At 70.3% G+C, this 12,799-nt stretch carries 10 protein-coding genes; all 10 read right to left on the minus strand.

The window, feature by feature from the left end; translation table 11 throughout:
- Nucleotides 1-102: 102 nt before the first annotated feature.
- The 10 genes from TNCT1_RS15785 to TNCT1_RS15835 all read right to left on the minus strand — a co-directional run bounded on the left by TNCT1_RS15785 (nucleotide 103) and on the right by TNCT1_RS15835 (nucleotide 12,744).
- Nucleotides 103-2,031 (minus strand): TIGR03960 family B12-binding radical SAM protein, encoded by a 1,929-nt coding sequence (locus TNCT1_RS15785; RefSeq protein WP_143632306.1) that lies wholly within the window; start codon nucleotides 2,029-2,031, stop codon nucleotides 103-105.
- Between the two features lie 70 nt (nucleotides 2,032-2,101).
- A complete protein-coding gene (locus TNCT1_RS15795; protein WP_143632311.1) occupies nucleotides 2,102-3,601 on the minus strand; it encodes a CYTH and CHAD domain-containing protein in 1,500 nt (499 codons plus the stop codon).
- A gap of 53 nt (nucleotides 3,602-3,654) precedes the next feature.
- Entirely contained in the window at nucleotides 3,655-4,854 is a 1,200-nt protein-coding gene (rodA, locus tag TNCT1_RS15800; RefSeq protein WP_143632313.1) for a rod shape-determining protein RodA, read from the minus strand.
- Nucleotides 4,851-7,103 carry a penicillin-binding protein 2 gene (gene mrdA, locus TNCT1_RS15805; RefSeq protein ID WP_143632315.1) on the minus strand — a complete coding sequence of 751 codons (2,253 nt, stop codon included), beginning with the start codon at nucleotides 7,101-7,103 and terminating at the stop codon, nucleotides 4,851-4,853. Before mrdA ends, rodA begins: the two co-directional genes overlap by 4 nt.
- Nucleotides 7,104-7,219: 116 nt before the next feature.
- The gene (mreD, locus tag TNCT1_RS15810; protein ID WP_143632317.1) at nucleotides 7,220-7,894 is read right to left on the minus strand and encodes a rod shape-determining protein MreD; all 675 of its coding nucleotides are present in this window, start codon (nucleotides 7,892-7,894) and stop codon (nucleotides 7,220-7,222) included.
- Between the two features lie 13 nt (nucleotides 7,895-7,907).
- Complete coding sequence (mreC, locus tag TNCT1_RS15815; protein ID WP_143632319.1) at nucleotides 7,908-8,849, minus strand: rod shape-determining protein MreC; 942 nt, start codon at nucleotides 8,847-8,849, stop codon at nucleotides 7,908-7,910.
- A gap of 188 nt (nucleotides 8,850-9,037) precedes the next feature.
- A complete protein-coding gene (locus TNCT1_RS15820) occupies nucleotides 9,038-10,057 on the minus strand; it encodes a rod shape-determining protein (RefSeq protein WP_116151120.1) in 1,020 nt (339 codons plus the stop codon).
- A gap of 313 nt (nucleotides 10,058-10,370) precedes the next feature.
- Nucleotides 10,371-10,784: a nucleoside-diphosphate kinase gene (gene ndk / locus TNCT1_RS15825; protein ID WP_104780585.1), complete on the minus strand. Its 414-nt coding sequence runs from the start codon at nucleotides 10,782-10,784 to the stop codon at nucleotides 10,371-10,373.
- 63 nt (nucleotides 10,785-10,847) lie between these two features.
- Nucleotides 10,848-11,219: a DUF4233 domain-containing protein gene (locus tag TNCT1_RS15830; RefSeq protein WP_143632321.1), complete on the minus strand. Its 372-nt coding sequence runs from the start codon at nucleotides 11,217-11,219 to the stop codon at nucleotides 10,848-10,850.
- 10 nt (nucleotides 11,220-11,229) lie between these two features.
- Entirely contained in the window at nucleotides 11,230-12,744 is a 1,515-nt protein-coding gene (locus TNCT1_RS15835; RefSeq protein ID WP_143632323.1) for a folylpolyglutamate synthase/dihydrofolate synthase family protein, read from the minus strand.
- Nucleotides 12,745-12,799: the final 55 nt, after the last annotated feature.

A 12,799-nucleotide genomic window follows, 5' to 3' on the forward strand; every position in this document is an offset into this window, starting at 1 on the left:
CCGTCACGGTCCCATGATGACCTCGCCGGCGGCATTCGGCACCCTCTGCCTCCCGGAGGCGGAAGGGCCCCGGCGCTCCCTCCCGCGCACGAGGCCCACCGGCTACTTGTCGACGACGGTCAGCGGCAGCAGCTTCTTGCCCGTCGGGCCGATCTGGATACTGGTGTCCATCTGAGGGCAGACGCCGCAGTCGAAGCACGGGGTCCAGCGGCAGTCCTCGACCTCGGTCTCGTCGAGGGCGTCCTGCCAGTCCTCCCAGAGCCAGTCCTTGTCCAGGCCGGAGTCGAGGTGGTCCCAGGGCAGGACCTCCTCGTAGGTGCGCTCACGGGTGGTGTACCAGTCGACGTCCACGCCGAAGGGGGCGAGCGCCTTGTCCGCGCAGGCCATCCAGCGGTCGTAGGAGAAGTGCTCGCGCCAGCCGTCGAAGCGGCCGCCGTCGTCGTAGACCGCGCGGATGACGGCGCCGATGCGGCGGTCGCCGCGGGAGAGCAGGCCCTCGACGATGCCGGGCTTGCCGTCGTGGTAGCGGAAGCCGATCGAGCGGCCGTACTTCTTGTCGCCGCGGATCTTGTCGCGGAGCTTCTCCAGGCGGGCGTCGGTCTCCTCGGCGGAGAGCTGGGGCGCCCACTGGAACGGGGTGTGGGGCTTGGGCACGAAGCCGCCGATCGAGACCGTGCAGCGGATGTCGTTCGACCGGGAGACCTCGCGGCCCTTCTGGATCACGTGGGTCGCCATGTCGGCGATCTGCAGGACGTCGTCGTCCGTCTCGGTCGGCAGGCCGCACATGAAGTACAGCTTCACCTGGCGCCAGCCGTTGCCGTACGCCGTGGCGACGGTCCTGATCAGGTCCTCTTCCGAGACCATCTTGTTGATGACCTTGCGGATGCGCTCCGAGCCGCCCTCCGGGGCGAAGGTGAGGCCGGAGCGGCGGCCGTTGCGGGTCAGCTCGTTCGCCAGGTCGATGTTGAAGGCGTCGACCCGGGTGGACGGCAGGGACAGACCGATCTTGTCGTCCTCGTAGCGGTCGGCCAGGCCCTGGGCGATGTCACCGATCTCCGAGTGGTCCGCGGAGGACAGCGAGAGCAGGCCGACCTCCTCGAAGCCGGTCGCCTTGAGGCCCTTGTCGACCATGTCGCCGATGCCGGTGATCGAGCGCTCGCGCACCGGGCGGGTGATCATGCCGGCCTGGCAGAAGCGGCAGCCGCGGGTGCAGCCGCGGAAGATCTCGACCGACATGCGCTCGTGGACCGTCTCGGCGAGCGGGACCAAGGGCTGCTTGGGGTAGGGCCACTCGTCGAGGTCCATGACGGTGTGCTTGGACACGCGCCACGGGACGCCGGACCGGTTGGGGACGACACGCCCGATACGGCCGTCGGGCAGGTACTCGACGTCGTAGAACGCGGGGATGTAGACGCCGCCCGTCTTGGCCAGGCGGAGCAGGACCTCCTCGCGGCCGCCGGGGCGGCCCTCCGCCTTCCATTCGCGGATGATGCGGGTCATGTCGAGGACGGCCTGCTCGCCGTCGCCGATGACCGCCGCGTCGATGAAGTCGGCGATCGGCTCCGGGTTGAAGGCGGCGTGGCCGCCGGCCAGGACGATCGGGTCGTCCAGCCCGCGGTCCTTCGACTCCAGGGGGATTCCGGCGAGGTCCAGCGCCGTGAGCATGTTCGTGTAGCCGAGCTCCGTGGAGAAGCTGAGGCCGAACACGTCGAACGCCTTCACGGGGCGGTGGGTGTCCACGGTGAACTGCGGGACGCCGTGCTCACGCATCAGCGCCTCCAGGTCCGGCCACACGCTGTAGGTGCGCTCGGCGAGGACGCCCTCCTGTTCGTTGAGTACCTCGTAGAGGATCATGACGCCCTGGTTGGGCAGTCCGACCTCGTAGGCGTCCGGGTACATGAGCGCCCAGCGGACGTCGCACTCGTCCCAGTTCTTGACGGTGGAGTTGAGTTCACCGCCGACGTACTGGATCGGCTTCTGCACGTGGGGGAGCAGAGCTTCGAGCTGCGGGAAAACCGACTCGACAGGCATCTCGCGAACCTTCATGAGCTGACAGGGGTGACCATTCAGCCTAACCCGCCCGGAGGGGTCCCCCGCACGCTCAGACCGACGCCCCCGATTCGATCTCCGCCCACAGGCCCGGCAGCTCGGCCTCGGCGGCCGCCGCGCGCTGCTCCTCCCTGCCGAAGAGCAGGCCGTAGGTGAAGGTGCTCTCCCCCGCCGCGTGGGCGACCGCGGCCAGCTCGCGCAGGGTGTGGCGGGCCATGACGCTGTCCTGGTGTTCGCCGAGCAGGGAGGTGAGGGACTTCATCGACTTGGCCAGTGACTTGGCCGGGGAGCCGAGCGCGGGGATGGCGGCCTCGGCGGCGTAGCGGGTGCGCTTGGCCTTCTTGCGCGCCTCGTGCAGGGCGACGTCGCGGTCCTGGCCGGGCGGCAGCTCCAGCGCGTGGGTGATCAGGCGGGCGACCTTGTCCAGGTCCTTGCGTACGGCCTTGGCGAGCACCTTGCCGGGTTTCCCGGCGGCCTTCGGGCGCAACGGCGGGTCGGCGAGGAGGGCGTCGATGTTGTCGAGCAGGGCCTGCTGGCGGGCGGAGTCGAGGATGGCGATGAGGTGGCCGCGGGTGCTGCCGTGCCGGGCCTCGGCCCAGCCGGTGAGCCGCTGGAGCACGGGGCCGAGGACCAGGTCGGGCGGGAGCTCGCCGAGGGCGGTGGTGAGGCGCTCCGCCAGGACCTCCTGGTCGCGGTCGGCGCCCAGTTCGCCGGCGAGCCATTTCAGCTCGGCGGCGACCGGGGCGGTCGCGGCGCGGTCGAGGACGGTGCGGAAGGTCTGGCAGGTGCTGCGCATGCGGCGGGTCGCGACGCGCATCTTGTGCACGGAGTCCGGGATGTCGCGGCGTACGGCCGGGTCGCGGTCGAGGATCTCGTCGCGCTGTTCGCGCAGGTAGGCGAGGACGTGGTCGCCGGCGGTCGCGGGCGGCGCGGGCTTTGCGGGCCGGGTGCGGGTGCCGCCGGTCTGCTCCAGGGCCCGGGCCAGCTTGGAGGGGGCGGTGGACGGCCGCAGCCCTGCCTTGCGCAGGCGCTTGTCGATCTTGTCGAGGAGGGCCGGGTCGACGTCGTCGGCGAGTTCGACCTCGATCTCGGTCCAGTGGGTGGCGCCGCCGGCCCGGTTGAGGCGTTCGGCGGTGACGGTGTCGACGCTGGCCTCGGCGAGCAGGGCGCCGCGGGCGTCGACCAGGTGGCGTACGTCGCGGGCGGAGCGGAGCCGGACGACGGGGAGCAGTTCGGCGCCCCGGACGCGGGAGCGGACCAGGGCCGCGAGTTCTGCGGGGACGGTGTCGGACAGGGGTGCCCTGATCTCGTCGCGGACGCCGGGGGCGACCGGGAACTTCAGGTGCCAGCCGTCGTCCGAGCCGCCGGTGCGGCGGCGCAGGGTGAGGGAGGCGGCGGCCAGGCGTTCGTCGGCGGTGTCGTAGTAGGTGGCGTCCAGCTCGACGAGGCCCCTGTCGAGGACGTCCGCCACCTTGCCGACGCCGGTCAGGTCGGGCAGCCCACTGTCATCGGATTCGTACTTGCGCTCGATCTCGCGTTTCGTGTCCGCCATGAAGAGAATCTAGCCCCGAACGGCCTGCTCAGTCCCCCTTCCCGGGGCCGGGTTCACGCGGACATCGGGCGTTGCACCTTGATGGACTGCAGGAGGCCGACGGCCACCCACACCGCGAACATCGACGAGCCGCCGTAGGACACGAAGGGCAGGGGCAGGCCGGTGACCGGCATGATGCCGAGGGTCATGCCGATGTTCTCGAAGGCCTGGAAGGCGAACCAGGCGATGATGCCGGCGGCGACGACCGTGCCGTACAGCTCGGTGGAGTCGCGGGCGATGCGGCAGGCACGCCACAGGACGATGCCGAGGAGGAGGATTATCAGGCCGGCGCCGACGAAGCCGAGTTCCTCGCCGGCGACCGTGAAGACGAAGTCCGTCTGCTGCTCGGGGACGAACTGGCCGGTGGTCTGGGAGCCGTGGAAGAGGCCGGCGCCGGTGAGGCCGCCGGAGCCGATGGCGATGCGGGCCTGGTTGGTGTTGTAGCCGACGCCGGCGGGGTCGAGGTCGGGGTTGGCGAAGGCGGCGAAGCGGGCGATCTGGTACTCGTCCAGGATGTGCAGCTGCCAGACGGCGATCGCGCCGACGGTGCCGGCGGTGATCAGGCCGAAGACCCAGCGGTTGGAGGCGCCGGAGGCGAGCAGCACGCCGAGGATGATGACCACCATGACCATGACCGATCCGAGGTCGGGCATGAGCAGCACGATCAGGATCGGCACCGCGGCCAGGCCGAGGGACTGCAGGACCGTGCGGTGGTCGGGGTGCTCCTTGTCACCGGCGTCCACGCGGGCCGAGAGCAGCATGGCCATGCCCAGGATGATCGTGATCTTCACGAACTCCGAGGGCTGCAGCGAGAAACCGCCGCCGAGCACGATCCAGGAGTGGGCGCCGTTGACGGTGGAGCCGAGCGGGGTGAGCACGGCCAGGATGCCGAAGACGGACAGGCCGTAGAGGATCGGCACGGCGTTGCGCAGGGCGCGGTGGCCGAGCCAGAGCGTGCCGATCATCAGGGCGAGCCCGATGCCGGTGTTCATCAGGTGCCGGAGCAGGAAGTAGTACGGGTCGCCCTGGTTGATCTCGGTGCGGTTGCGGGTGGCCGAGAAGACCAGCAGGGAGCCGATCCCGGACAGGGCGAGGGCGGACAGCAGTATCGGCCAGTCGAGCCGGCGGGCCAGTGAGTCGCGGGCGAAGAGCCTGGTCCAGCCGGCCCGCTCGGGTCCGTAGCCGGAGACGGAGAAGCTGTTGGCGCTGGTCATGTGGGCATCCTCCGGCTTCCCCTCCTGCGGTGGCGCCTGCGGGTGTCGCGGTTGCCCGTGGTGGGCGGGGGCGTGGTGGCCGGGGTCTGCTGGCCGTCGTCGTTGCTGGGGTTGTTCTGCTGGGAGGCCTCGACGTCCTTGGCGGGGTCGCCGGCGATCTTCGGGGAGGCGATGGTGCCGTCGGTGCGGACCTGCGGCAGGCTCTTCTGCGGCTCGGGCAGCAGGGCCTTCTTGTTGTCGATGGAGCCGTCGCCCTGGACGCCGTAGAGCGCGCTGTAGATGTTGCGGACGGCCTCACCGGAGGCTCCGGAACCCGTACCGGCCTGGGCGATCGTCATGATCACCGTGTAGTCCTTGGAGTAGGTGGCGAGCCAGGACGTGGTCTGCTTGCCGTAGACCTCGGCGGTACCGGTCTTGGCGTGCAGCGGGATCTTGTTCTGCGGCCAGCCGCCGAACTTCCAGGCGGCGGTACCGCGGGTGACGACGCCGGCGAAGGCGTCGTCCATGCCCTTGAGGGTGGCCTGGGTGACCGGCAGGCGGCCCCTCTTGGTCGGCTTGATCTCCGTGACCTTCTTGCCGTCAGCGCTGATGACCGCCTTGCCGATGGTCGGCTGGTACATGGTGCCGCCGTTGGCGACGGCACCGTAGATCACGGCCTCCTGGATCGGGGTGACGAGGGTGTCGCCCTGTCCGATGGAGTAGTTGATCGAGTCGCCCTCGCGCATCTTGTTGCCCTCGAGGCAGTTCTCGTACGCGATCTTCTCGACGTAGGTGCCGTCCTTCTTGCCGGACTTGCACCAGGCGTCCTTGTTGGCCTTCCAGTAGTCCAGCTTCCACTGGCGGTCGGGGACGCGTCCGGTGACCTCGTTGGGGAGGTCGACGCCGGTCTCCTTGCCGAGGCCGAACTGGTGGGCGGCCTTGTAGAAGTAGTCCTTGGGCTTGCCCTTCTTGGGGTTGATGCCGCCGTCGCGCTTCCACTCCCTGTCGGCGAGACCGTAGAAGACGGTGTCGCAGGAGACCTCCAGGGCGCGGCCGAGGGAGATGGGGCCGAAGTTCTCGCCTTCGAAGTTCTTGAAGACCTGGCTGCCGACGGAGTAGGAGCTGGTGCAGGGGTAGTTGCCGTCGAAGGGGTATCCGGCCTCGACCGCGGCGGCCGTGGAGACCACCTTGAAGGTCGAGCCGGGCGCGGCCTGGCCCTGGATGGCCCGGTTGAGCAGCGGGTAGTCCGAGTTCTTGCCGGTGAGGGCCTTGTAGTCCTTGGCGGAGATGCCGCCGACCCAGACGTTCGGGTCGTAGGTCGGGGCCGAGGCCATGGCCACTATCCGGCCGGTCTTCGCCTCCATGACCACGACGGCTCCGGAGTCCGCCTTGTAGTTCTCGCCGGTGATCTTGTCGAACTGCTGGCGGGCGACCTTCATCGCCTTGTCCAGCTCGTACTCGGCGACGCGCTGTACCCGGGAGTCGATGCTGGTGACCAGGTTGGAGCCGGACTGGGCGGCGTCGGACTCGGCCTTGCCGATGACCCGGCCGAGGTTGTCCACCTCGTAGCGGGTGACGCCGGCCTTGCCGCGCAGCACCTTGTCGTACTGGCGCTCCAGGCCGGAGCGGCCGACCATGTCGGAGCGCAGGTAGGGCGAGTCGGTGTCCTTGGCCTTCTGGATCTCCTCGTCGGTGACCGGCGAGAGGTAGCCGAGGACCTGGGAGGTGTTGGACCTGCCCGGGCCCGGGTAGCGGCGCACGGCCTCCGGCTCGGCGGTGATGCCGGGGAAGTCCTCGGCGCGCTCGCGGATCTGCAGGGCCTGCTTGGCGTTGGCCTCGTCGGTGATCGGGATCGGCTGGTAGGGCGAGCCGTTCCAGCAGGGCTGCGGGGTCTTGGCGTCGCACAGCCGGACCTTGCGCATGACGTCGGCGGCCTTCATGCCGAGGACACCGGCCAGCTTGGTGAGGACGGCCTTGCCGTCGTCCTTCTGCTTCAGCAGGTCGGTGCGGGAGGCGGAGACGACCAGGCGGGTCTCGTTGTCGGCGAGCGGCACCCCCCGGGCGTCGAGGATGTCGCCGCGCACGGCGGGATCGACGACCTGCTGGACGTGGTTGCCGGAGGCTTCCTTCTGGTACGCGGCGCCCTCGCGGATCTGCAGGTACCACAGGCGGCCGCCGAGGGTGCCGAGGAGGGAGAGGACGAGGATCTGGATGACGACGAGCCGGATCTGGACCCGTGGGGTCCGACCGGTCTCGGGAATGTTGGTCACTGCGGCTGTCTCCCCCTCTCAGTGCGCTGGCGTGTGCGGGCGGACGGATGATGAACGATCCGCCGGTGCGGCGGCGTTCCGCCGCGATTGCCTCGTTCGGGTGAACTCTGGTGGGTTCACAGCCGCTTGACCCCCTTGATGCGGCCGACCCTGGTGGAGCGGGTGCGGGCCTTGGCCTTCAGGGTGCCGAGTCCGCGCTGACCGCCGACGCGCAGTCCGGTGCCGGAGGAGAGCCAGCCGGAGGAGATGTCGCCCGCCTTGGCGGCGGGGCTGGTCTCGGCGAGCGGGTCGTTGTCGGAGCGGCGGGCCAGCCACATGATCGCGGGGACCACGAAGGGGGCCAGCAGCAGGTCGTACAGGGCGGCCGAGAACAGCAGCCCGGGCAGGCCGACATGACGGGCGGCGGTGTCGCCGACCAGGGCGCCGACGCCCGCGTACAGCAGGGTCGAGCCGACGGCGGCGGCGACCACGACGGCCATCGGGCCGGTGGCGGACTTCAGCCGGCCGTTCTCCGGCTTGATGAGCCCGGCGAAGTAGCCGATGACGCACAGCACCAGGGCGTAGCGGCCGGCCGCGTGGTCGGCGGGCGGGGCGAGGTCGGCGAGCAGTCCGGCGCCGAAGCCGACGAGGGCGCCGCCGACGTGGCCGTACACCATGGCGAGGCCGAGGACGGTGAGCAGCAGCAGGTCGGGGACGGCGCCCGGCAGATGGAGGCGGGCGAGGACGCTCACCTGGATCACCAGGGCCACGACGACCAGTGCGGTCGAGAGCAGGATCCGGTTGAGGCGCATGGGGATTCAGCTCCTACTGCTGCTGCTCGTTGGTGCCGGACGCGCCAGCCGAGGGGGAGACCGTGACGGTCACCGTCGGCGTGGGCGTCGGCTTGGGCTTGCTCGGCAGGACCTCGTCGCGCGGGTCCCGCTTGGGGCCCTGGACGACCACGCCGACGACGTCGAGCTTGCTGAAGCCGACGTACGGCGTGACGTAGAGCGTGCGGGTGAGGCCGCTGCCGGAGGGGTCGATCCGGGAGACCACACCGACCGGGACGCCGGGCACGAAGGGCTTGTCGGCCTGGGAGCCGAAGGTGACGAGGCGGTCGCCCTTCTTCACCTCGGCCTTGCCGTTGAGGAGTTCCACCCGCAGCGGGCGGTCGCCCTGGCCGGATGCGAAACCGAGTTCGTCGCTGTTCTCCATGCGGGTGCCGACGGTGAAGTCGGGGTCGTTGGCGAGCAGCACGGTGGCGGTGTGCGGGCCGACGGTAGTGACCCGGCCGACGAGCCCGTCGCCGTTCAGCACGGTCATGTCGCGCTGGATGCCATCGGCGGCGCCGGCGTCGATGGTGATGGTCCAGGAGAAGCCCTGCGCCGACCCTATGGCGATGACCTGGGCGCCCTTGATGCCGTACTGGCCCTCGCCGGCGATCTTCAGCATCTTGTCGAGCTGGGTGAGGCGGCTGCGGTTGCGGTCGTCGCTGCCGAGCTTCGCCTTGAGGGCCGCGTTCTCCTTCTCCAGCGCGGCGAGCCGGTCGTGGCGGGTCCCGGAGTCGCGGACGGCGGAGACGGCCTCGCCGACCGGGTCGACCGCCGAGGACAGCCCGTTCTCGATCGGGCCGAAGGCAGCGGCGGCGGCCTGCCGCGCGCCGTCGACAGGGGAGTTCCGGCCCCCGCGGATGTCCACCGTGATCAGCGCGAACGCGATGGCGATCAGCAGGACCAGGAGCAGCCGGCTCTCTTTCGTGTCCCTCACGTGCGGCGGCCGTGCCTTTCCTCGAGTGGAATTCGGGGACCCCCGGCGGTGTGCGCGATTCGAGCGCTCACCTTGGGGGTCCATTTGCGGGAGCTTGTGCCTCTATGTCAACGACCCGCCGCACGAGCGGAGTGGTCCCGCACGGCGGATCCGGGGAGCCGCCCGGCCGGCAGGTCCGGGGAGCGGACTCATCGGCGGGGCTGGGCGTCCAGCACCTGCTGGAGCGCCTCGAACTCCTCGACGCACTTGCCCGAGCCGAGCGCCACGCTGTCCAGCGGGTCCTCGGCGATGTGGATCGGCATGCCGGTCTCGCGCCGCAGCCGCTCGTCCAGCCCGCGCAGCAGGGCGCCGCCGCCGGTCAGCACGATGCCCCGGTCCATGATGTCGCCGGACAGTTCCGGCGGGCACTTGTCGAGGGTGGTCTTGACGGCGTCGACGATGGCGTTGACCGGTTCCTCGATGGCCTTGCGGACCTCGGCGGCGGAGATGACCACGGTCTTCGGCAGTCCGGAGACCAGGTCGCGGCCGCGCACCTCGGTGTGTTCGTCGGCGTCGAGTTCGTACGCGGAACCGATCGTGATCTTGATCTGCTCGGCCGTGCGCTCGCCGAGCAGCAGGCTGTACTCCTTCTTGATGTACTGGATGATCGCGTTGTCCAGTTCGTCGCCCGCCACCCGGATGGACTGCGCGGTGACGATGCCGCCGAGCGAGATGACCGCGACCTCCGTGGTGCCGCCGCCGATGTCCACCACCATGTTGCCGGTGGCCTCGTGGACCGGCAGACCGGAGCCGATGGCGGCCGCCATGGGCTCCTCGATGATGTGCACCTGGCGGGCGCCGGCCTGGGAGGACGCCTCGATGACGGCGCGGCGCTCGACGCCCGTGATGCCCGAGGGCACACAGACCACGACGCGCGGCCGGGCGAGGTAGCGGCGCTTGTGGATCTTCAGGATGAAGTAGCGCAGCATACGCTCGGTGATCTCGAAGTCCGCGATGACACCGTCCTTCAGCGGACGCACGGCGACGATGTTGCCCGGGGTGCGGCCGATCATCTTCTTCGCTTCGGCGCCGACCGCGAGGATGCCACCGGTGTTGGTGTTGATGGCGACGACGGACGGCTCGTTGAGCACGATGCCGCGGCCCCTGACGTACACCAGCGTGTTGGCGGTCCCGAGGTCGACAGCCATGTCACGGCCGATGAACGACATTGAGTTCCCCATCCGGATTGATCTGGCCTTACCTGGCTTTTGAGGGCATATCAGGTCGGCGAGGCGGGTGCTGTGACGCGAAGGCTTCCATCGTAAACGCGCCTGCGCGAACACTGCGCGAGGGTCTCCGCCATTGTCACCAGATGGCGCGCCGCCCCGCTTGTGGAGACGGCCCATCGGGGGCACACGTTCCCCCTATCGGCATCGCATATGCCGAAGGGCGGCCGAAAAGGTACGGCCGCCCCAGGTCGGGGGTCCGAGCGGAGCTGACGCCCCCTCAGAAAAATTCGCGGAAATTCCGCCAGGTGGGGGGTCAGGCGCGGCCCGGGAAGAAGATCTTCACCTCGCGCTCGGCGGACTCCTCCGAGTCGGAGGCGTGGATCAGGTTCTCCCGGACGATGACGCCGTAGTCGCCCCGGATGGAGCCGGGCGCGGCGGCGATCGGGTCGGTGGGGCCGGCCAGCGCGCGCAGCCCCTCGATGACCCGCTCGCCCTCGACGATCAGCGCCACGACCGGGCCGGAGGCCATGAACTCCACCAGCGGCTCGTAGAAGGGCTTGCCCTTGTGCTCGCCGTAGTGCTGCTCCAGCGTGTCCTGGTCCAGGGTGCGCAGCTCCAGCGCGGTGATCTGCCAGCCGGCCTTGCGCTCGATACGGCTGATGATCTCGCCGGTCAGGCCGCGACGGACGGCGTCGGGCTTGAGGAGGACGAGGGTGCGCTGGCTCACGAGGGGCTCCTTACGACTGACATGTGCGGTGGCACGAGGTTACAGGGCGTGTCCTCGCCGCCGTCACGCAGCGTCAGGTGTAGAGGGGCCGGGGTCCGCGGACTCCGCCCGGGCGGCGAACCTGGCCTTCGCCTCGTCCACCTTCCGTCCGTAGTGGACCGACGCCCACCACAGGGCGGCGAACACCGCGCCCATGAAGTACATGGCCGGGACGAAGACGCCGGAGGCGATCAGGGCGAGCTGCAGCGCCCAGCCGAGGGCGACGCCGCCCGGCCGGGTCACCATGCCGCACAGCAGCACGCACAGGACCATGGCGATGCCGCTGACCAGCCAGACCGTCGACGTGGACAGGTCCGGGTCCTTCATGGCCACGAGAGCGGCGAACCCGATGACGAAGAACTCGCCGATCAGCGTCGATGAACAGAGCGTACGCACGACGGACTCCTCAGCCCTTTCCCAGCAGCAGGCGGGCCTCGCCCACCGTGATGACCGAGCCGGTGACCAGCACCCCGCCGCCGGCGAACTCGCCCTCCTCCTCGGCCAGCGTGATCGCGGCCTCCAGGGCCTCGGGCAGCCGCGGCTCGACCTGCACGCGGTCCTCGCCGAACACCTCGACGGCGATGGCGGCCAGCTCGTCCGCGTCCATGGCGCGGTGGCTGGAGTTCTGGGTGACGACGACCTCGGCGAAGATCGGCTCGAATGCCTCCAGCAGACCGCGCACGTTCTTGTCGCCGCTCGCCCCGACCACGCCGATCAGCCGGCTGAAGTCGAACGCCTCGCGCACCGCCTCGGCGGCGGCCTCCGCGCCCGGCGGGTTGTGGGCGGCGTCCAGGACGACGGTGGGCGAGCGCCGTACGACCTCGAGGCGCCCCGGCGAGGAGACGGCCGCGAACGCCTTGCGCACGGTGTCGATGTCCAGCGGCTCCGCGCGCTGCGCGCCGACGCCGAAGAACGCCTCCACCGCGGCGAGCGCGACGGCAGCGTTGTGCGCCTGGTGGGCGCCGTGCAGCGGGAGGTAGACCTCCTCGTACTCACCGCCCAGGCCGCGCAGGGTGAGCATCTGCCCGCCGACGGCGATCTGCCGGGCGGTCACGCCGAACTCCAGGCCCTCGCGAGCCACGGTGGCGTCGACCTCGACGGCCTTCTTCAGCAGCACCTGCGCCGCGTCCACCGGCTGCTGCGCCAGGATGACGGTCGCGCCCTGCTTGATGACGCCGCCCTTCTCCCCCGCGATCTCCCCCGGGGTGTTCCCGAGCCGGTCGGTGTGGTCGAGGCCGATGGGGGTGATCACCGCGACGTCGCCGTCGATCACGTTGGTGGCGTCCCAGGAGCCGCCCATGCCCACCTCCACCACGGCCACGTCGACCGGGGCGTCCGCGAAGGCGGCGTAGGCCATTCCGGTGAGCACCTCGAAGAAGGACAGCCGGTACTCCTGCGAGGCGTCGACCATCTCGATGTACGGCTTGATGTCCTGGTACGTCTCGATGAACCGCTCGGCGGTGATCGGCGCGCCGTCCAGGCTGATCCGCTCGGTGATGGACTGCACGTGCGGGCTGGTGTAGCGGCCGGTGCGCAGCTCGAAGGCGCCGAGCAGGGCCTCGATCATGCGGGCCGTGGAGGTCTTGCCGTTCGTCCCGGTGATGTGGATCGAGGGGTACGAGCGCTGCGGCTCGCCGAGCAGGTCCATCAGCGCGGCGATCCGGCTGACGGAGGGCTCCAGCTTGGTCTCGCCCCAGCGGGTGGCCAGCTCCGCCTCGACCTCGCGCAGGGCCTTGTCGACCTCGGGGTCCTCCGGCCGGGCCGGTACGTCGGCCTGCGGCGGGCCGCCCTGGGTGCGCAGGGTGCGGCTGCCGGCCTCGATGACGGCGAGGTCGGGGTCGCGGGTGGTCTCGGCGTCGATGATCTCGTCGAAGCCGTCGAGGGGGTCGGGGGTGTCGCTGGTGCCGGGGTGGTCGCTCACGGTGCCAGTCTACGGAGCCGCGCCGGCATGGGCTGGCGAAGGCCCCCGGAGCCGT

It is taken from the genome of Streptomyces sp. 1-11, assembly GCF_007176755.1.
Taxonomy (GTDB): Bacteria; Actinomycetota; Actinomycetes; order Streptomycetales; family Streptomycetaceae; genus Streptomyces.